The organism is Microscilla marina ATCC 23134, from assembly GCF_000169175.1.
Taxonomy (GTDB): Bacteria; Bacteroidota; Bacteroidia; order Cytophagales; family Microscillaceae; genus Microscilla; species Microscilla marina.
In genome coordinates this window covers 48,436-68,643 of the sequence record NZ_AAWS01000003.1, presented here as the reverse complement: position 1 = coordinate 68,643, position 20,208 = coordinate 48,436, and the positions used below count along the sequence as shown (strand labels likewise).

At 39.2% G+C, this 20,208-nt stretch carries 16 protein-coding genes; 5 read left to right on the top strand and 11 right to left on the bottom strand.

The features are described from left to right. Positions 1-222: 222 nt before the first annotated feature. From M23134_RS37440 to M23134_RS02960, 4 genes are all read right to left on the bottom strand, one after another. Complete coding sequence (locus M23134_RS37440; RefSeq protein ID WP_002693821.1) at positions 223-1,281, bottom strand: OmpA family protein; 1,059 nt, start codon at positions 1,279-1,281, stop codon at positions 223-225. Between the two features lie 214 nt (positions 1,282-1,495). Further along, the gene (locus M23134_RS02970; RefSeq protein WP_002693819.1) at positions 1,496-2,584 is read right to left on the bottom strand and encodes a mechanosensitive ion channel family protein; all 1,089 of its coding nucleotides are present in this window, start codon (positions 2,582-2,584) and stop codon (positions 1,496-1,498) included. Positions 2,585-2,696: 112 nt separating this feature from the next. Beyond that, positions 2,697-3,116: a hypothetical protein gene (locus M23134_RS02965; RefSeq protein WP_002693817.1), complete on the bottom strand. Its 420-nt coding sequence runs from the start codon at positions 3,114-3,116 to the stop codon at positions 2,697-2,699. 251 nt (positions 3,117-3,367) lie between these two features. Next, complete coding sequence (locus tag M23134_RS02960) at positions 3,368-4,804, bottom strand: amidohydrolase family protein (protein ID WP_002693815.1); 1,437 nt, start codon at positions 4,802-4,804, stop codon at positions 3,368-3,370. Between the two features lie 254 nt (positions 4,805-5,058). Between M23134_RS02960 and M23134_RS02955 the strand changes: the two genes are divergently transcribed. Next, the gene (locus M23134_RS02955; RefSeq protein ID WP_002693813.1) at positions 5,059-6,546 is read left to right on the top strand and encodes a tetratricopeptide repeat protein; all 1,488 of its coding nucleotides are present in this window, start codon (positions 5,059-5,061) and stop codon (positions 6,544-6,546) included. A gap of 2 nt (positions 6,547-6,548) precedes the next feature. Here M23134_RS02955 and M23134_RS02950 read toward each other — a convergent pair whose 3' ends face one another. The 4 genes from M23134_RS02950 to M23134_RS02935 all read right to left on the bottom strand — a co-directional run bounded on the left by M23134_RS02950 (position 6,549) and on the right by M23134_RS02935 (position 9,940). Beyond that, entirely contained in the window at positions 6,549-7,589 is a 1,041-nt protein-coding gene (locus M23134_RS02950; protein WP_002693811.1) for a hypothetical protein, read from the bottom strand. Continuing rightward, a complete protein-coding gene (locus tag M23134_RS02945) occupies positions 7,586-7,807 on the bottom strand; it encodes a hypothetical protein (RefSeq protein WP_002693809.1) in 222 nt (73 codons plus the stop codon). The genes M23134_RS02950 and M23134_RS02945 overlap by 4 nt, the downstream gene beginning before the upstream one ends. 13 nt (positions 7,808-7,820) lie before the next feature. Next, positions 7,821-8,654, bottom strand: a complete 834-nt coding sequence (locus M23134_RS42005; protein WP_002693808.1) for an RpnC/YadD family protein — start codon at positions 8,652-8,654, stop codon at positions 7,821-7,823. A gap of 257 nt (positions 8,655-8,911) precedes the next feature. Further along, positions 8,912-9,940 carry a hypothetical protein gene (locus M23134_RS02935; protein WP_157558308.1) on the bottom strand — a complete coding sequence of 343 codons (1,029 nt, stop codon included), beginning with the start codon at positions 9,938-9,940 and terminating at the stop codon, positions 8,912-8,914. A 77-nt stretch (positions 9,941-10,017) separates the two neighbouring features. Between M23134_RS02935 and M23134_RS02930 the strand changes: the two genes are divergently transcribed. Next, on the top strand, positions 10,018-11,265 hold the full coding sequence (locus M23134_RS02930; protein ID WP_002693805.1) for an S-adenosylmethionine:tRNA ribosyltransferase-isomerase: 1,248 nt from the start codon (positions 10,018-10,020) through the stop codon (positions 11,263-11,265). A gap of 31 nt (positions 11,266-11,296) precedes the next feature. After that, positions 11,297-11,842 (top strand): 2OG-Fe(II) oxygenase, encoded by a 546-nt coding sequence (locus tag M23134_RS02925; protein ID WP_002693803.1) that lies wholly within the window; start codon positions 11,297-11,299, stop codon positions 11,840-11,842. 334 nt (positions 11,843-12,176) lie between these two features. Here M23134_RS02925 and M23134_RS02920 read toward each other — a convergent pair whose 3' ends face one another. Further along, positions 12,177-13,829, bottom strand: coding sequence for a DUF4139 domain-containing protein (locus tag M23134_RS02920; RefSeq protein WP_045112947.1), 1,653 nt, complete (start codon positions 13,827-13,829; stop codon positions 12,177-12,179). Positions 13,830-14,124: 295 nt separating this feature from the next. Further along, on the bottom strand, positions 14,125-15,780 hold the full coding sequence (locus M23134_RS02915) for a DUF4139 domain-containing protein (protein WP_045112904.1): 1,656 nt from the start codon (positions 15,778-15,780) through the stop codon (positions 14,125-14,127). Positions 15,781-16,434: 654 nt separating this feature from the next. Here M23134_RS02915 and M23134_RS02910 point away from each other — a divergent pair. Further along, on the top strand, positions 16,435-17,715 hold the full coding sequence (locus M23134_RS02910) for a TrkH family potassium uptake protein (RefSeq protein WP_232296767.1): 1,281 nt from the start codon (positions 16,435-16,437) through the stop codon (positions 17,713-17,715). Between the two features lie 153 nt (positions 17,716-17,868). On the opposite strand, the gene dusB is transcribed toward M23134_RS02910, so the two are convergent. Then, positions 17,869-18,861: a tRNA dihydrouridine synthase DusB gene (gene dusB / locus M23134_RS02905; protein ID WP_002693796.1), complete on the bottom strand. Its 993-nt coding sequence runs from the start codon at positions 18,859-18,861 to the stop codon at positions 17,869-17,871. A gap of 381 nt (positions 18,862-19,242) precedes the next feature. On the opposite strand from dusB, the gene M23134_RS02900 reads away from it, so the two are divergent. Continuing rightward, the gene (locus M23134_RS02900; protein ID WP_053337231.1) at positions 19,243-20,208 is read left to right on the top strand and encodes a CPBP family intramembrane glutamic endopeptidase; all 966 of its coding nucleotides are present in this window, start codon (positions 19,243-19,245) and stop codon (positions 20,206-20,208) included.

The window sequence follows — 20,208 nt, the reverse complement described above, 5'->3', positions numbered from 1 at the left end:
TTTAGCTACTAGCCTTTAGATTGAGGTTGGTTTGCGAGCAGGCTATCTTCTTCATAAATCATTGATTATTAACAATTTATAAAACTAATCGATAGTAGAATATCCTGAAGGTTGTATCGTTTAAATATCTTTTATACAGGGGTTATTCTTAGGTTTAAATAAAAAAACCTAACGAATAAATTCATTAGGTTTCTCATCTGTATATTAGAATAATTTAGTAATCTAATTTTTCTTAATAATTTTGGTAGTACGTTTGCCAAAAAACATCACCATATCTACCCTCCGGTTATTTTGCCGTCCTTTAGCAGTAGTATTGGTGTCTATAGGGCGTTGTTCGCCATGGCCTATGCTAGTAATACGATTGGCATTAATACCTTTGTTTATAAAGTATTGTCTTACTGAGGCAGCACGGTTTTTTGACAGTATCAGGTTACTTTGGTCTTTCCCTACATTATCGGTGTGCCCTTCTAAGTGAATGTTAGATTTAGGGTACTTTTTAAGCAATCGAACTACTTCGTCTAGTATAGAGAATGATACAGTTTTAATCTCTGCTTTTGAAAAAGCAAATAAAACCTTACTGGCTTTTTTCAGAATTTCTTCTTCTTCTTTTTTCAGAATTTCAGGACAACCTTTGTTCTTTTTAGGACCAGGCTTTTCGGGGCAAAGATCATCTTCATCAATAATGCCGTCTCCATCACGGTCTTTCTTTTTGGCTGGGGGGCAACCTTTTAATTTTTTTATCCCAGGCTTTTCAGGACACTTGTCCACAATATTTGGTATACCATCGCCATCTGCATCAGGTAGACAACCAAACTCGTCTACATCAATAGGAATGGTAAAATTTTCTACTTTCCCATTAATAGTAACTTTTGCCTCATATATAGATGGGCGCTTGATTAAGCTATCCAAGTCTCTGATTTTGCTGAGGATCGCACTTTTTGTTGGATTGGTTGTTTCATCGGCTTTACGTATTCGTTTGAGCCAACGACTCTTTTTGATAAGCAACTTACGTCGGCGTATCTCAAAGTTTTTTCTTACATTTCTGAACACCACCACTACTTTTTTGCCTTTGACAGTTACTGCTTGTGCCAACTCATAGTTTTCAATCAGTTCGGGAGTGGTTGGGCATTTGTCACGCACATTGGGCACACCATCATAGTCGCTGTCTACAGTATATACTGGCGATACGTATTGGGCAGACGATGGTAACGCAAAAAAGACTACAATAAGTAAGCTTATGGTTTTGGTAAATCGGGGGAGTATTTGTGTGTTAAACTTCATTATTTTTAATAGATAAATGACATTTAAAGTAGTAGTCGATATTTTGGGTATTATTGGATAAAGGTGCAACTTAATAATAAAACGTTTAAATATAGAAACTAGTCTAAAGTCTACAAATATTTAAAGTGATAGCCTTAGACACTGACAGTGAACACTGCTTGACATTATCAAGAAATAACCATCAGGCATAACTGCTCAACGTATCATTGTTTGATTAGTTACTTCGCTTCCACTCTACAGTCTGAGTAGGAAACGCAATCTCGATACCTTCCTTATCAAAAGTCTGCTTTATTTTCATGTTAATAGAGTCCCGCACTTTTCTCCGTAAGGGAGGAATGTTGCACGCTACATCGCAAGCAATGTAAAGATCCAATGAAAAGTCGTTGAAATTAATAAACTCTATTTCATAGGTGTTTTTGACTACTCTTTTGGTTTGATTGAGTGCTTCTTCTACTAGTTTTTTTGCTGTAATAATCTGTCTATCGGTCATTCCATAGGTCAAGCCGATGGTAAAAATAAGGCGAGTAACCTTATAACGATTGTAGTTTTTGATAGATGTTTCGGTAATCAGGTGATTAGGCATAGTAACGTAATAACCTTCATAAGTTTTAAGTCTGATAGACCTCAACCCTATCTCTTCTATGGTACCCTCAAAATCGTTAATTGACACATAGTCGCCTAGCTTAAAAGGGCGGTCAGTAATAATGGTCACTCCACCAAATATATTTTTTAACACTTCTTGTGCTGCCAATGCCACCGCCAACCCACCAATACCCAAGCTTGCTACCAATGAGGTTACATTATAGCCAAAGTTGTTAACAATGATAATGGCTGTAACTAAAATTAAAGTAAAACGAATAATTTTCCGCGAAAGCGGCAACACATGGTCGTATAGCTCGTTTTTTTCTTCTAAATAAGATGATCGCTTGTAACCCGACAACACTCGGTCTACCAAACTGATAACAAACCAAGCAATGGCTATAGTAAATAAACTATTGGTAGTATGGGTGAAGAAATTATATACTTTAGAAGGGAGGTGTAGTTGATGATACCCAAAATAAAACCCTATAACAACTACTATCGCTACCAAGGGTTCTTCGATCAAGTCTACAATCATGTCGTCTATGGTAGACTTGGTTTTGGCAGTCACTCTACGGGCGTATTTTTTGAGAAAAAAGTATAACAGCCTACCCAATAAAATTCCTCCAAGCAGGTAAGTCAAAAATACCGTATATTGCAACACCGAACTACCCAAAAAACGGCTATTGATAATTTTATCAAATGTTGAGTTTAAGATCATCATATCTGAATCTCAGAGATCATAAGCGTTCAAAAGCTTGATTAGTGTAGGTAATGATAAGAAAAAAAGCACTGGAGTAATGCTCATACAAACTTTACTCCAGTGCCTCTATTTTTTAAGCCGAAGCTTCGGTATTTGTTGACTGAGCCGCTGACGGCGGAGTACTGGCTACTCGTTCCATTCTGAACCCATAACTATTAGGAAAATAACCAATTTTGAAGGTTTGTTCTTCATTATTGACCATTATCTTAAACAAGATGTAATGATCTTGAATAGGCAATAACTTACCTATTTCCTGTTCACGCCCACTGGTAAGCTCAGCCCTGGTTTGTATGCCCATGCGTACCTCTTTGATACGGGCTTCATGGGCTTTTTTTCCCTCGGCATACGCCACTGCTTCTTCCCAGGTTACGGTATCGCTGGTAAGTTTAGGTGGATTTTGCTCAAGTTCAACAAGCTCCTGTTTCATTTTATCTATTTGGTCTTTAAAAGTGATAAACTCTCTGACCTTGGTAGCTACAGTTTGATAATCCATGTGTAAAGTAAGTTTTAGATATATTGCTATAAGCGTATAAAAAGTCGTAGTACTGGTTTAGGGAACCATTTTTTCCACGCTGATTTTAGCAGCTTTCGCAAAATGGCTTTTTGTAAAAACAGGCTTTGTCAGCACAAAACCGTAGCCCAAAAAACGAACTACGCTTGATCATTTTTAACTCTGAATCCCCAACTGGGGCAAATGCTTAGATATATTTAATTGCTCCCGTCAACCTAAATTAACGTAACAGTTTATTTACCATAAAAAATAGGTTTCCCTGCCGACTTAAGCAGTTTTTTGTTTTGGTAAGCAACCTCACCATTGACAATCACAGTATCTATGCCTTCTGAAAACTGGTTAGGGTTTGCTACACTGGCTTTTCCCCGAATCGTTTTAGGGTCAAATATGGTTACATCGGCTATGTTACCATCTTTCAACACTGCCCTATCATTCATAGAAGGGCGCATCAGACGTCCAGGTAAGGTAGTTACTTTGTCGAGCACCTTTTCCAGACTCATGCCTATGTCCATGCCATGACGAACAGCAGTAGCGAAACAACCTGCTCCTCTAGGGTGATTATTGGCTCTGGGCGCACTTTGTATGCCTCCGTCAGAACCTATCATACAAAAATCGGTTTGTAATGCCAGGTTAATCGTTTTCTCAAAAGGCATGGTGCCTTCGGGCACTGCTACCAATACTCCGTGACGTTTACGGTAAAGGGGGAAAGTTTGTGCAGTAATCTTTTTACCCGTACCTACTACCGTCAAATCAGTGTAAGTCATGCCAAAACGTTTGCGCCAACCTGGGGCAAACCTCTTAGATACAATATAGGTTGCCCAATAACTGTAAGGGTATACACAACAGGTAATTTCCAGCCCCATGTTGTTCGCATTTTGGATAAGCTCTAAAGCTTTAGCCATGTTAAATGTACCTCCGGTAGAGTGCAAGTGATCTATGTGTACACGTGCGCCTCCAGATTCTTTAGCCAGCCGAATGGCTTCTTTTACCCCTTCCAACTCACGTTTTTCGTCTGAGTAACGCAAATGTAAAAAGAGTGGGCGGTCATATTTTTTGGCAAGTTTGGCATACTGCAATACTTCGGCATAAGTAGTGTCTGGTTGGTACTCCATACTGTGTGCTACTGCCAAAGCTCCCTGCTCTAGCCCTTGCTCTACATAACGGTAACGCTGTGCCAATGAATACTTCAGACGCAAACGCATCACGAAAATACTCACCCCAAAATTGGTGTAGTGAGGCAAACGATCAAACGTATTGTGAAAACTTTTGGGAAACATAGCCCCCCCGTGCATTTGCAATACCGTGGTTACCCCATCGCTTACTTTGTATTTTTCAAACAAGCGGTAAGTCTGACGTGGGTTGCTGGCATTATCTCCTAGAATATCGATAAATCCAGGACTTACAATTTTTCCTGAGGCGTTGATTACCTTGCTGGCTTCTAACGGAGTAGGGCTTAGCTTAAGTTTGTCCGCATGGGTAATACCTACCTCTAGCGACTTAAGTGCACCTTCGGTAAATACCCTTCCACCTTTAATAACCATTTTGTATTGGTCGCTTAAATCTTGCCCTACCAAAATTGAAGGGCTAAAGATAGCCGCAGTACCAGCAATGGCAATTTTTTTGAGTGCCGACCTTCGATTGTCTGCTTTGTGTTCTTTATTCTCTTCCACTTTATTACTTTTTTAAGCTCCAAGCATCAAGCTTCAGGCGACAAGGTTAGGTAGTTATACTTTATACATATATAAATACTTGAATCTTGTAGCTCATCACTTGTTGCTTTTGATTATACCACTCAAATTAACCAAATTATTTGTAATTTTTTAAAAAAAGTCTAAACTTACCATAAGTGAAAACAATCTGCCTTTGCATATTGGCAGACAATAGTGATACTTGATTAATAGAATTAATAGCAGATAAACATATAATGACACGAACCTCTCTCCAATTATACAAAGGAGCATGGGCTTTTGTGATTTGGCTGGTAGTGGGCAATGTTGGGCTCTTATATGCTCAACAAGACTCTGTTGCTATCTGGCAAGAACAATTGGCAAAAGCTACCTCTGAAGAAGATAAGATAGAAGTTTTACAAAACCTGGTGTTTTACTTATCGCTGGACGACCCCCAAGCAGCCGCAAAGTACGCCAGTGAAGAGTACACTATTGCCAAAAAACTCAAAGATGAAGAGTATATTGCACATAGCCTCAACGATTTGGGCGACTTACAAAAAAACCAAAGTAATTATAAAAAAGCCCTTGAGTATTACCTGAAAGCCCTTAAATATTACCAAAGTGCTAAATCGAGCAAGGGGGTGGCTTATACCCTGAATGCCATAGGCTTGATTTATTATTATCAGGGAGAATATGACAAAGCACTGAAAAACTTTCAGGAAGCATATATCATTTACAAAGAAATGAATAGTGGGCCGGGTATAGACGAGACCTTGCGTTATCTGGGAGCAGTATACTACGCCCAAGCAGACTACGATCTTGCTCTTGAACACTATCTGAAAGCCTTGAAACACAACGAGCAACGCAATGATAAGGGGAGCTTACAACTTGCGCTCAATAATGTGGGTATTGTGTATAAAAAGCTTAAGAAAAATGACAAAGCCCTGATTTACTTTAAACAATCGTTAAAAGTAAGTCAAGAAAGTAAAAATGAAGATGGGATAGCTCAGGCACTCAATAATATAGGTGCCATTTATGATGATGCTAAAGCGTTTGAAAAAGCATTGGATTATTATGGACAAGCTCTCAAAATTTTCCAGGAAAGCGACGACAAAAACAGTGAAGCTATTGCATTAAACAACATTGGTATTGTACACAAAAACCTTAAAAACTATGACAAGTCACTGGATTACCATGCACAATCGTTGAAGATAAAGGCAGAGATTGGAGATAAAAAAGGAGAAGCAGCTTCGCTCAACAGCATTGGGCAAACTTACCTAAGTAGAGGGAATGTAAAACAAGCCTTGGTTTATTTACGCAGAGGGCTACGCATTGCTACCGAAATAGGAGTTAAAGAATTTGAAAAAGAAGCTTATGAGTACACTGCTAAAGCTTATGCCCAAAGTGAAAACTATCAAAGGGCTTATGAATATCACCAAAGGTACGCCAACATCAAAGACTCTTTGTTTAGTTCCGAAAACTTTGCCCAAATATCGTCTTTGCAGAACAAGTTTAAAACTGAGCAAAACGAGAAAAGACTACAACTTGCCAGCAAAGATAAACTCATCGAGCAAATGACTAAAAAACGAAACCTGTGGCGCAATATAGGCATCGCTGTTTCAGTAGCATTCATTGTTTTGTTGGGTTTGATATTATTCAGGTGGATGCAAGCAAAAAAGCAAGCGGCAACGGTGGCTGACCTGGGTACATCAAGCTCGACAAAAAAAGAAGAAGAGACTGTTTGACATTACCTTATTTCCAATATTTCCTTGTCTACTTTTAGCTGAAGTTCGGTCTTTTCTTTATAAAAATTGAACTTGCCTTGAGTAAGCTTGCTTGCCAACCCAGCAAGTGAGTCATTTTTGTGTGGGGTACTCCAGCTAAAAACACTGGCGTATACATTCAACAAACTATCAGTAAATACAGGAGAAAACTTTAAAAGCGAGTAGGATCGCCTAATTCGACAAGATAACATAGACCTTAAAACCCTTAATTGATGAATGGTTTGTTGATCGTCTTGCCCATTGTCTATGTCTGCTTGTATTTGTTTACATAAATCTTGTATGGTTATTTGCAGGTATTGCAATCCCGTATAAGCAAAGGTATCGGTACCTGTGCCACCTCCTTGTACTTCCCAATACTCGTCCCAAAACAATTTCTTGAAAAGTTCTTCACCTCTGCCAGGTGATAAAGCAAGCCCCAATACAATGCCTCCGTTACAATCGGTAGAAGTAATGGTACAGCCTGATTCATAGAGGCGCTCTGCCAACTCATTGCGTTTGGCGATATCGGTTATTTTGCAAACCAAGGCAGGTACAAATTCGTCAAATATGTTTTTGCCAACGCAAGCTTCAATTGCTTTCAGAATTACTCCTTGGTGGGCACTTAAGTCAAAATGTAATAAACCTATGCAAGCTGCCTGGTGCATAGAATAGTTGGCTTTTTCATGATGAAAATGACGCCAAAGTATTTCTTCGGCTTGGGGGTGTTTAAGCCAGGTAATACAATCCAGTACTTTTTCGGTAATTCCTTCTTTCAATAAAAAGTGATCAAAGCAATGCTCCACCAGTGCATCAGCCATTGCCTTGTTACCTCGCCTTTTGATTGGGCTAAGCAATGCCTGGTATTTATAATTATCTGCTTGTTGCAAAAACAACTCAAGCAATGCTTGTAGGTCTTCTTGGTCACCTAACTGTTCAATTGCCTTGGCATAAGACGATATAATGCTATTTTGGGGGTGTACAGAGGTTTTTAGGTAAGTAATCAGGTGTTGGGTTTGTGTGATCATACTTTACCAGCAATTTTTTGCACTTGTTCCAGGCTAATTTTTGCAAGTTGGGCAATTTCACTTAAGGTAAGTTTGCCAGAGTTGATCAAGCCAAGTACCATTTCTATTTTTACTTCTTCCCTGCCTTCTTTCTTGCCTTCTTCTTTTCCTTCTTCCTTACCTTTTTTTACTCCTTTTTGATAAAAAGCATCTTTTTCAATGTCATAAGTAAGTGCCATATTACTGCAAAGTTTATTTATTTTGATCAGCAATTTTTTGCACTTGTTCCAGGCTAATTTTTGCAAGTTGGGCAATTTCACTTAAGGTAAGTTTGCCAGAGTTGATCAAGCCAAGTACCATTTCTATTTTTACTTCTTCCCTGCCTTCTTTCTTGCCTTCTTCTTTTCCTTCTTCCTTACCTGTTTTTACTCCTTTTTGATAAAAAGCATCTTTTTCAATATCATAAGTAAATGCCATAGAATTCAGTGTTTTTTTGGTTTCAATTGTCAAATTTCTCAATCGGGCAAGGGTGGTGAGTTGCCTGATATATTTTTGTAACGTACCAGGGTCATTAATTAGTTTGTCAAGTTTTGAAATTATTTGTTTCAAAACTATCAAAGCATCTACCTGCTGAAAATCACCTAATATCGCAAGCAGCATTTCTTCTGGTATATTTGAGTCAAGCCATTGCTCATAGCTTACCTGCTGCAAGTCAATCAACTTAAAACCAGTAAAAATTTCTTGTGGTTGCAACCTAGTACGCATTTTAGGTGGTTTGCTCCCTACATAAATCACAAACTGATGTACGGGCAATTGATACTTTTGTCGTAACAGGGCAAAACACAGCTGCATTCGCTCTACCATTCCTTGTTCGTCGGTGGTTTGAAACTCTAGCTGAATGATCATTTTTTCGCCCTTTGGCGTAGTTATTTTTCTCAGAAAATCAGCCTCTCGCTCCAATGTAGTTTGCAGTTTGTCTTTGAGTTCTTCGCTGCTTGCTACCTCTATACCCAAGTGCTTTTTGCTCAAAGATAAAAAGTATTCGCCAATATTCTCTTTAAATATCTTGTCGTATTTATTACTCATACACTAGCTTTTGATTATTCAAAGCTAATGAAATTGTATTTTCAAGAAACATAAATTTAAACAAAATGTTTAAATCATTTTTTTCATTAATATTACTATGTCATTTCAAGAGTAAATCACTTTTTTAGTACTTACGCGACTTGTTTTTTAGGCACGCATACTTTTTTGCTGTATTTGTTGGGTACCTTCCAAAATAAAAACATAAACTAAATAGCCCAATGCAGCAATCAGGACGCAACCTGTCAAAGGAAATACACTTATGACTGGTTCAACACAAACTGTTTGACATAGTCAGGGTGTAGCCGCAAGCGTCCGCTCATCAGTGGGCTACTGGGCGAATCTTGCTCCATTTGTATAATGCCTTGGTTGAGTAATACACTGTCTTGCATCATAAAGTTAACCACCTCAAGACGACGCTCGATATGATTGCCCGCCAGTAAAAATATAAACATCAAACCGTTGGGTATAATGCCTGGATAGTCAGGGTTGTAAGTATTCCCAATGTCTAGTGACGAAAACTTGTCTTTCAACATCTCCTCTAGTTTGCCCGGTTGCAAATGAGGCAACAGCAACAAAATCAATAGCAACCGATCAGGTAGGGTGAGTTTATTGTCCTCAATAAAGGTTCCATAGACCGAGTCTTTAGCTACAGGCTCAGGAACAGTCACTGCCAGCACATTTTGATTATTATAAAAGTCCTGCCACTGCAAATAAGACTTTCTCAATGGTATATTTGCCGTAATAAGTGTTTGTAGCTCAGGTGCCCAATCCTTTTTCGCCTTATTAAACTCTTCTTCGGTAAGGTCAGGGTGATACCCCGATGGAATGTTCGTATCTGATAGTTTTACCCAACCTTGTAAACCTTGTTGGTTAGTGCCCTGTACTATTAAGTTTTGGTCAATCAGGTAAGCATTGTCTTGATTGGGCACCCAAACTTGCGCCCAGTCATTATCAGCGTCTAGCGCAATGAGGTGTACTGTGGCGGCTACTTTAAGCACCGCAAAATACTCTTTTTTACCTTGAGGGACTTTAATAAGGTCTTCCTTGTTCTCTTGATAAACAGGTATAACTACTTCTTTTACAGGCGCTTGCAAATGAACCGCTGGATGCTCTACCTTAAATAAACGGTCACCTTCAGGGGTTTTCACCTGAAAACGTACAGGAACATAACTCACTTGCTGGGTTTTGCCTCCCTGCAAAAAATCATAACGCGCCTGAATAACCTGGGCTAACCATTGAATATCGTGCTCAAGGTTTTGAAGATGGGATGGATGAGGTGTTTTCATAAATTTATTGGCGTAGGTTATATACAAACATATCATTTTTTACCCTAATTTTGAAGTCTAAAAACTGTTTTTTGATTATGAGCAATCAGAGCATTGATAACTTACCTCCGGTTTATTTAACCGATTATAATTATACATTACCAGAAGAACGCATTGCCAAAAGTCCTTTAATGCAACGCGATCAGTCTAAACTCTTGGTTTACCAATCGGGCAATATTCAGCATCAGCATTTTTATGATTTGCCACAGCACTTGCCCGCTGACACTATGCTGGTGTTTAACAATACCAAAGTGATTCCGGCAAGGTTGTATTTTCAAAAACCCACGGGTGCCTTGATTGAAGTGTTTTTGCTAAAACCTGAAGCTCCCCATGAAATAGCGGCTGCTATGCATACAGGTAATGGATGTATCTGGCACTGCATGATTGGCAACAAAAGAAAATGGAACAAGGGACTGATACTGGAGCAAGTCTTACCCAATGGATTGGTGCTAAAAGCAGAGCTAACCGATTCCGAAAAACAGTGGGTAAGGTTTGAGTGGAACAATAGTCATGTGAGCTTTGCTGAGGTATTGGCTATGACAGGCGAGTTACCCCTGCCTCCTTACCTTAAGCGCAAAGCTACCCAAAAAGACGCAGATCAGTACCAAACGGTATACTCCAAGTTTGAAGGAGCAGTGGCCGCCCCTACTGCTGGCTTGCACTTTACCCCAGAGGTGATCAGTCAGTTGCAAGACAAGGGGATACAAACCGAATTTTTGACTTTACACGTCAGTGCAGGCACTTTTCAGCCAGTAAAGGTTGAAAATGTAATAGAGCACGACATGCACTCTGAGCAGTTGGTGATTCATAAACAAAATATTGAGCACTTACTCCATCATTCGGGCAATATAGTGGCAGTGGGTACCACTTCTATGCGGGTGCTTGAAAGTGTGTATTGGCTAGGGGTACGTTTGCTCAAAGAAAACTATGAATTGTTGCCTGGCACCCCTTTTCAAATCGATAAACTGTTGCCTTACCAATGGGAAAACAACGATTTACCTACTCGTCAAGAGGCTTTACAGGCAATTTTAAATTATATGAATCGTCAGGAACTGGGCAAACTTTGGGGGGCTACCGAAATATTTATTTTTCCCCGATATGAGTTTAAAATGTGTAAAGGCCTGATTACCAATTATCACTTGCCCAAAACTACTTTAATTTTACTAGTGGCGGCTTTTGTGGGCAACGATTGGGAAAAAATATATAATGAAGCTTTAGCCAAAGATTATCGTTTCTTGAGCTATGGCGACTCGTCTTTGCTTTGGTGTAATGAGGCAAGTAAGTAAACCGTTTTTAGAAACATTTAAATAATGAACAATGCAAGTAGATCAACTTCACGAAAAAGTATTTACCATCAGCAATGTGTTTACTCCAGAGGAATGTGAACATTACATTGACTTTACCGAAAAGGTGGGGTATGCACCTGCACCAGTAACCACGCCTTGGGGTCCCGAAATGATGCCCGATGTGCGTAACAACGAGCGGGTAATGTTTGACGACAATAACCTGGCGGCAAGCCTTTGGCAAAAACTACAACCTTTGCTGCCAACTCGTTTGCAAGGTAAAAAAGCAGTAGGTTTAAACGAACGTTTTCGGTTTTATAAATACCACCCAGGGCAAGAGTTTAAGGAACACAAAGATGGGCACTTTAGACGTAATGCTCAGGAGGTCAGTGTATTGACTTTATTAATTTATTTGAATGAGGACTTTACAGGAGGAGACACGTTTTTTCGAACAATGGATATAAATTTTGTCCCCAAACAAGGGGCTGCCTTGATTTTTGAACATCGGGTAGTACACGCTGGTTTGCCTGTAATTGAGGGGGTAAAATATGTGCTCAGGTCTGATGTAATGTATCAATAGTTCATAGCCCTGAAAAGGTTCTAGGTACACCTTGCTCCATAGGCAACTAACAAATTCATAGTATTCTTACTTTCAGTGGATTATGAATTTGTTAGTAAAAGTGTTCAGTCGACGGGTGATGGTTGTTGCGTAAGCACAAGCATCTAGCAATATATTGAAAACCAATGGTTTGAAAATTATTCTCCTATAGTTTTTTGCTTATTTTCCAAAAAGTCTCAGATGCCACTTTTATTGAGTGAAGTTATCTACTACTTGACTAAATTTAGACTAAAGGACATAAAAAACGGCAAGCTACTCTTGTAGCTTGCCGCTAAAAATTTGCTACTTTCTTATCTTATCCTCCAAAACTAATTTGTTTACCCTTAGGGTATTTGATGCTGTACTTGAGCAATACCTTAGCGGCTTGCTTGGGTTGTAAGGTCAGTTTCCAGGTGACCTTGCCTGTAGTCGGGTCTACTTTGGTGCCTTTGGCTTCCAATAGCTCCACGGTTACTTTGTTGTTTTTAGATACTGGAATCTGCTCTTCTATCACCAACTCCACCGCTTCGTTTTTGGTATTTCTGATGGCAATCTCATAACCATAGGTTTGCTTTATTTTAGACCCCAAAAACCTTTTGCTGCTAAAATCCTTGATTTGCTTACGGTCAATAATAATTCGCTTATCACGCCCTAATGAAATGGCCAACGTATCTTTGGTATTATTGGTGTTCAGATAAGTCTCGCCCACAAAAGTACCTTCAAAATAAATGTTGGCTTTGCCCGAAAGCAGGTTAAATTTCTCCCAATCGACCAAGCGTGCCATCAAAAATGCATCTTTGTCTAACTTAGGCACTGCACTACGGTTGTAAATGGTTTTCAAAGTATGGCTTTTTACATCCACGAGTTGTGGTTTGCCATTAGACGGAATGCTATAAGGAATAGAAATGTCAAACTTGGTGGCAAAGGTAGACTCTACTACTTTGGTAAAATCGGCTACAGTGCTACTGTTGGGTTTCCTTGAGAAGCTTGTTTTAGACGATTTAGCCTTTTTCTTGTCATAGAGAGCCTGTTTTTCGACTTTTTCAGCTTCTTTTCTAAGCCTATAAGCTTCTCTTCTGTTATAGTATTTCTGTGATTGATATATATTTACATACCAAGGGTTCAAATCTGGCTTGTAGCCACTTTGGCTCGGATTGCCCGTAGAGAGCGTAATGTCTACATTCTTCCAGTCGATGCCCGTGTTTTGGAAAACCTCTGCTTTGTAACTCAACTGAATGGGGCTTTTACTGTTTTTGGCACGCAAGTCATAAATGGGTCTCCATCCGGCATTCATTACTATGTAATTCAGTTCAAAGTTGGCGTTTATTGCACTTTTAGCCGATACAGTCACCATTACCTCACTGGTGGGTTTGTTGGCATTTTTGTTTTCTACGCGGAGCTGGTATTTAATTTTATTTTTTTGTTGGCGATACTTACGTAAAACTTTGTTGTGACGCAATACAGCAAAACGAATTTCAGACAAACGTTTGCGATAAAAAGCTGCCATCTCGGCAAGTTCTTGCGCTGACACACCTTTTTGCCCCCCTATTTTCTTATTGGCAAGAATCATCTTTTCTTCGCTGTTCAACACCTCTTTTTCAATGCCTACCCTGGCAATGCGGTCTTGGTAATACTCCAGTGAGTCTTCCAGCTGTTTGATGCGGCGAGCCTTGCTAAAACTTTTTAGATAATTGATGCGGTGCTTGACCGACATAATGGTGAGGTTGCCCTTGGCTGCCACTTGTAAACTTTGTTTGGCAAGTTTGGTAGACAAGCCTTCAAATACTAGTAGGGTTTTGCCCGCAGACAAAGATACCCTTGCGGTGTTGGTTACCTGGGCACGATTCAAAAACACCGTCACCTCCTTTATTTTAGACTTTACTGCCTTTTCCTTGTCATTTGCCCAACTGCTTGCCATCAGGCTAAAAAGAAAAGCAAGGGTTAGTATTGTTTTTTTTGAAATCGTCATTTTTTTGATATTAAATATTTTGTTGAATTTAAATTCAATTGTAAGACAGGGACAATACCAAAAGGGAGTAGACAGCATCAACAAGCTTTTAGTAATTAACACTAAACCTTTGGTTACCACTTGTTTTTTAAGTAACCAAAAGCCTATAAAAATCTGATAAACAAGGTTTTGCAACCCTTAAAACAAATAATAATAATTTCAAAAAAGCTTATAAATAAAAAAAGCATGCTCTTTCGAACACGCTTTTTTACTGCCAGTTACTCTTGTAGCTTGCCGCTAAAAATTTGCTATTTCTTTATCCTCCAAAACTAATTTGTTTACCCTTGGGGTATTTGATGCTATACTTGAGCAACACCTTGGAGGCTTGCTTAGGTTGTAAGGTCAGTTTCCAGGTTACCTTGCCTGTAGTCAGGTCTACTTTGGCACCTTTGGCTTCCAATAGCTCCACGGTTATCTTGTTGTTTTTAGATACCGGAATCTGCTCTTCTATCACCAATTCCACTTGTTCGTTTTTGGTATTTCTCACCATAACCTCATAACCATAGGTTTGTTTTATTTTAGACCCAAAAAACCTTTTGCTGCTAAAATCCTTGATTTGCTTACGGTCAATGATAATTCGCTTATCACGCCCCAGCGAAATGGCCAACGTATCTTTGGTATTGTTGGCGTTCAGGTAGGTTTCGCCCACAAAAGTACCTTCAAAATAAATGTTGGCTTTGCCCGAAAGCAGGTTAAATTTCTCCCAATCAACCAAGCGTGCCATCAAAAATGCATCTTTGTCCAGTTTAGGCACTGCGCTACGGTTATAGAGGGTTTTCAGGGTATGACTTTTTACATCTACCAGTTGTGGTTTGCCATTAGATGGAATGCTATAAGGAATAGAAATGTCGAACTTGGTGGCAAAGGTAGACTCTACTACTTTGGTAAAATCTGCCACGGTTTTACTTCGTGGTTTCAATGCTCTTGGAGGTGGCGGTGGAGGAAGATCATTTGCATTGATGCTCTTGTTTTGTTCTGTGGTTACACTTACACCAGCGGCTTTACCTCTCGAATAATGATCTAATTTTACCGGACGAGGGTAATATAAGTTTACGTACCAAGGATTTAGGCTAGGCTTGTAACCACTTTGGGTAGGGTTGCCTGTTGAGAGTGTAATGTCTACATTCTTCCAGTCGATGCCCGTGTTTTGGAAAACCTCTGCTTTGTAACTCAACTGAATGGGGCTTTTACTGTTTTTGGCACGCAAGTCATAAATGGGTCTCCATCCGGCATTCATTACTATGTAATTCAGTTCAAAGTTGGCGTTTATTGCACTTTTAGCCGATACAGTCACCATTACCTCACTGGTGGGTTTGTTGGCATTTTTGTTTTCTACGCGGAGCTGGTATTTAATTTTATTTTTTTGTTGGCGATACTTACGTAAAACTTTGTTGTGACGCAATACAGCAAAACGAATTTCAGACAAACGTTTGCGATAAAAAGCTGCCATCTCGGCAAGTTCTTGCGCTGACACACCTTTTTGCCCCCCTATTTTCTTATTGGCAAGAATCATCTTTTCTTCACTGTTCAACACCTCTTTTTCAATGCCTACTCTGGCAATGCGGTCTTGGTAATACTCCAGCGAGTCTTCCAGCTGTTTGATGCGACGAGCCTTGCTAAAACTTTTTAGGTAATTGATGCGGTGCTTGACCGACATAATGGTGAGGTTGCCCTTGGCCGATACTTGTAAACTTTGCTTAGCAAGTTTGGTTGACAAGCCTTCAAATACTAAAAGGGTTTTGCCCGCAGACAAAGATACCCTTGCGGTATTGGTTACCTGGGCACGGTTCAAAAACACGGTGACTTCTTTGATTTTAGACTTGATTGCCTTTTCCTTGTCGGTTGCCCAACTGCTGACCACCAAGCCAAGCAAAAGCGCAAAGGTGAGTATAGTTTTTTTGTTCGTATTCATATTTTTTAAAGAATTATTGTCGTGAGTAAAATAGTTTTTCAAATTCACTTCTAAGACACTGAAAGAAATAAAAAGGAGTAGAAGCCAGGCAATATTTTTTATTTTATTGGTACCAAGTATTTCCACTTATACCAAATGTAAGTACCTCCTACATCAATAGATACTATCTTAAAAACTGCTTTAAACAGAATAAGTGTTAGCACACGTTCTCACGTGTAGTCATCCACGGGCAAACTCGATAAATACAATACTTTAGAGAGCGTATATTGGGCAACAATTATTTTGTAATATTATATTTACCAATGTGCAAAAAGGGTTCGTAACTTAGGGCGTATACAGGTCACTAAAAAACATAAACCACTGATTATTAATTATTAAAAAAAAAGAATAGCAAACAGTGAGTAATATGTGATGAAGGAAGACTATTGAGCAAAATAATTTAAGCATTGTGTTGCCCAAACCACCATTGACTATAGAGTTATACCGTAAAGTAGCACTAGAAGAAATTGAAACAAGTTTAAGAAAATATAGTTGTTTTAATAACTATACCTAATTGTTATACGCTATCTAAAAACAATAATGACAAAGCATAAGAACGTCCTCTACAAAATACTTTCCTGGTACAAAAAATTTCAAGTAAGTAAGTCGCCTCAGATGAATTTAGTTTGGGGTTTCTTTCTCTACACTGTTATAGGTTTTTTACTTTTATCAATTCCAATATTTCACAAAACAAGCGTCAGTTTCCTCGACACCTTGTTCATTTCTACCTCTGCCATTTCTACTACAGGGCTTGTCACTGTCAGTGTATATGACTCTTACAATTTTTTTGGACAGTTGATCGTAATGGTGCTCTTTCAAATTGGTGGCATTGGATATATGACCCTCACCACATACTACTTGCTTTTTACAACACAAAAAATTGGTCATTGGCATAAAAAAGTAGTAGGAGCAGAATTTACCTTACCAAAAACTATTAAAATTCGGGATTTTGTAAAAAGTGTCATTGTATTTACACTTATAATGGAGGTCATAGGAGCAATATGTTTCTTCATTGCTTTCAGACAGACAGGTATGGAGACTTTGAAAGCAGTTTGGTTTTCAGTATTCCATAGTGTATCTGCATTTTGTACTGCCGGCTTTGGCTTGTTTAACAATAGTTTTGAGAGCTATAGCAGCAATGCACTCATCAATACAATTATCTCAGTTTTAGCCATTGCTGGTTCGCTTGGCTTTATAGTAATTACAGACCTATGGTACAGAATTACAGGAAAATCGAACAGTGTGTCATTTACTACTAAAATAATTACTTATGGTTTTGTGATACTCCTGTTTTTAGGCACTACTTTGGTTTATTTTACCGAACCTTCAATTCGTTCCTCCGACTCTCGCTTGGTTGAATCATTCTTTCAGGCAATGACTGCCATGACAACTGTTGGTTTTAATACTATTTCGACGGGTAATTTAAGCCTGCCTATTTTGCTGTTTGTTACTTTTTTAATGTACATAGGTGCCTCGCCTTCGGGAACAGCGGGTGGTATGAAAATAACAACTTTAACGGCGATGATTTCTATACTCAAAAGTAGATTGTTTGGGCAAAAACGCATTTCTTTTTTGAACAGAACCATTCCTTTTGAGCGGCTATATGTGGCTACTTCCACTTTCATGATGTACACCAGTATTATTTTCCTGTTTACATTTTTGTTGACGTTCACCGAGCGTTTTGAATTTCAAAGAATCCTCTTTGAAGTAGCCTCTGCTTTGGGAACTGTAGGGCTAAGTACAGGAATTACAGGGGATTTGTCTAACACGGGAAAAGCATTGACCATAGTATTAATGTTTATAGGAAGAGTGGGGGTTTTGACATTTGGGTTTGCGTTGCTTGAAAGAAAAAACAAAAGCAAAGAGGAGTCAATAGAGGACGATTTAGCAGTTTAGAAAAACTTAAGCAAATTAAAAAGGCAAGGTTAAAAGCAAATATCAACGAATTTGCAAATCTTATGCTGTTAGTCATACACTGGATTAATCCGAAAGTCCCCTGAACCAATATAGCTCAGGGGACTTTCACTTAGTTTTCACGCTTTAAGTTTATTATACCAGTGTTTTATTGGCATAGTGTACACCTACTTCGCCCAAAATATCAATGACCTCTTGAGGCGAACCAGCTTCTACCAGGCGAGTACGGAAAGGCTTAAATCCGTGAAAACCCCTGAAGTAGTTGGTATAATGGCGACGCATTTCAAAAACCCCTTGTTTTTCACCTTTCCACTCTACCGAATGCACCAGGTGTTGGTGACACACTGCTACCCGCTGCTCCAGGGTAGGAGGAGCCAGTTTTTTGCCTGTTGCCATATAGTGTTTTATTTCGTTAAAAATCCAAGGGTAACCAATGGCGGCACGTCCAATCATAATACCGTCTATCCCATAACGATTTTTGTATTCTAATGCCTTTTCGGGAGTGTCAATGTCACCATTGCCAAAAATGGGAATATGAATATCTGGGTTATTTTTTACCTCAGCAATGGGCTCCCAATTGGCCTCTCCCTTATACATTTGCTTGCGGGTACGCCCGTGGATGCTCAATGCCTTGATCCCTACGTCTTGCAAGCGTTTTGCCACCTCCATGATCTTAATCGAACTATCGTCCCAGCCCAGACGCGTTTTTACCGTTACTGGCAGCTTTACCCGTTTTACAATTTCCTCGGTCATTTTTTGCATCTTGGGCAAGTCTTGCAAAATACCTGCACCAGCTCCTTTACAAGCCACTTTTTTTACTGGGCAACCATAGTTTATATCTAATATTTCGGGTTGGGTACGCTCTACTATGTCAGCCGCCAGGCGCATAGACTCTATATTTGCTCCAAATATTTGAATCCCAATGGGGCGCTCATAGTCATAAATATCCAGCTTTTGTACACTCTTATGTGCATCGCGAATCAAGCCTTCGGCAGCTATAAACTCAGTATACATTACATCAGCGCCGTTTTGCTTACAAGCAGCTCTAAACGGAGGGTCGCTTACATCTTCCATAGGCGCCAACAATAACGGAAACTCGCCTACTTCTATATTTCCTATCTTTACCACTTTTCTAAAAAAAATTAATTAGTCTTTGTACATACTATTGCTGACCTGTTGCTTTTATATGATTATGTAGCTATATAACTATTATCAGGTTCAAACATTGCCATTTATTTACTTCCAACAAATAAAATACAGGAAAATCAGTAATGACAACTTTAAGCGGCACGCCAAAATTAAGTACAACTTATGAATAAAGGTAATTATTTGTTTATCAGCAACTTACAGCTACTCGTAATTCGTAATTCATAATTCGTAATTACTTATTGCTCATGAATATATTATTAATCACCATTTTTGCTGTAAATTTACCGCTTTTAAACGAGAAATCGTATTTAAAACTTAGGTATACCTTACAGGCAACCGAAGACAAAACATACAATGAATATGCTTGACCAATCTGAAGTAACCCCCAGATCTACTGTTGTCTCACAGCTATTGATATTGACTGGGTGCTTATTCATCGGTTTATTTTTAATAGGTCCATTACTGGCATTTTTGGCTATTTTACCGTTTTACGACAACCTCACCTTTGCCGGAATGACCAACTTTATCAGCAACCCTCCCAACAATACTGAAGGTAGAATGCTGATTCTGGCTTTGCAAGGAGTTACAGCATTGGTAGGATTTATTCTGGTGCCTTGGGTATACTTGCGTTGGTTTGAGCACAAAAGCATCGCCAGCCTCAACGAGCGAAAAACTTCAATGCTTCCCCTTATACTTGCCGTGATCATTGTATTAGTAGTTATGCCCTTTATGTCATCAGTGATTCATTGGAACGCCAACCTGGAACTCCCCGCTTTTTTGTCAGAGTTTGAGCAAGCCGCCAAAGCCAAAGAAGAACAACTTGCCAAACTTACTGCTTTCCTGACCAACATAGGTAGCCTGCCCGAACTTTTGATTGCCACTTTCATCATTGCTCTGTTGCCCGGTATTGGCGAAGAACTTATCTTTCGGGGGCTAATCCAGAAAAAATTTTCTTACCTTATGAGCCCCCACCTGGCAATATGGTTGAGCGCTTTTTTGTTTAGTGCCCTCCACCTACAATTTTATGGTTTGGTGCCACGTATGTTGCTGGGGGTATTGTTTGGGTACATTTATTACTGGTCGGGCAATTTGTGGCTACCTGTGCTGGCACATTTCCTCAATAATGCTTTTACCTTGTTGATGATTTATCTTTACAAGCAAAAAGTCGTTTCTTTTGATATTCAAACTACCAACTACTCTACTTTTTGGGTGGTGCTTTCGCTGATTGGCTCAGCGGCTTTGCTGTGGTTATTGTATACGCAAACATTGAAAGTACCCTCCACCCAAAACCAAGAGGACATACATTACGCAGGAGAAAACAACTAA

Coding starts and splice junctions, on each gene's coding strand:
- M23134_RS02945 (WP_002693809.1), bottom strand. CDS start 7,807: ATGGCACTTACTTATGACATTGAAAAAGATGCTTTTTATCAAAAAGGA.
- M23134_RS02920 (WP_045112947.1), bottom strand. CDS start 13,829: ATGACGATTTCAAAAAAAACAATACTAACCCTTGCTTTTCTTTTTAGC.
- M23134_RS02915 (WP_045112904.1), bottom strand. CDS start 15,780: ATGAATACGAACAAAAAAACTATACTCACCTTTGCGCTTTTGCTTGGC.
- M23134_RS02900 (WP_053337231.1), top strand. CDS start 19,243: ATGCTTGACCAATCTGAAGTAACCCCCAGATCTACTGTTGTCTCACAG.
- M23134_RS02925 (WP_002693803.1), top strand. CDS start 11,297: ATGCAAGTAGATCAACTTCACGAAAAAGTATTTACCATCAGCAATGTG.
- M23134_RS02935 (WP_157558308.1), bottom strand. CDS start 9,940: ATGAAAACACCTCATCCATCCCATCTTCAAAACCTTGAGCACGATATT.
- M23134_RS37440 (WP_002693821.1), bottom strand. CDS start 1,281: ATGAAGTTTAACACACAAATACTCCCCCGATTTACCAAAACCATAAGC.
- M23134_RS02970 (WP_002693819.1), bottom strand. CDS start 2,584: ATGATGATCTTAAACTCAACATTTGATAAAATTATCAATAGCCGTTTT.
- M23134_RS42005 (WP_002693808.1), bottom strand. CDS start 8,654: ATGAGTAATAAATACGACAAGATATTTAAAGAGAATATTGGCGAATAC.
- M23134_RS02955 (WP_002693813.1), top strand. CDS start 5,059: ATGACACGAACCTCTCTCCAATTATACAAAGGAGCATGGGCTTTTGTG.
- M23134_RS02950 (WP_002693811.1), bottom strand. CDS start 7,589: ATGATCACACAAACCCAACACCTGATTACTTACCTAAAAACCTCTGTA.
- M23134_RS02965 (WP_002693817.1), bottom strand. CDS start 3,116: ATGGATTATCAAACTGTAGCTACCAAGGTCAGAGAGTTTATCACTTTT.
- M23134_RS02930 (WP_002693805.1), top strand. CDS start 10,018: ATGAGCAATCAGAGCATTGATAACTTACCTCCGGTTTATTTAACCGAT.
- M23134_RS02910 (WP_232296767.1), top strand. CDS start 16,435: ATGAATTTAGTTTGGGGTTTCTTTCTCTACACTGTTATAGGTTTTTTA.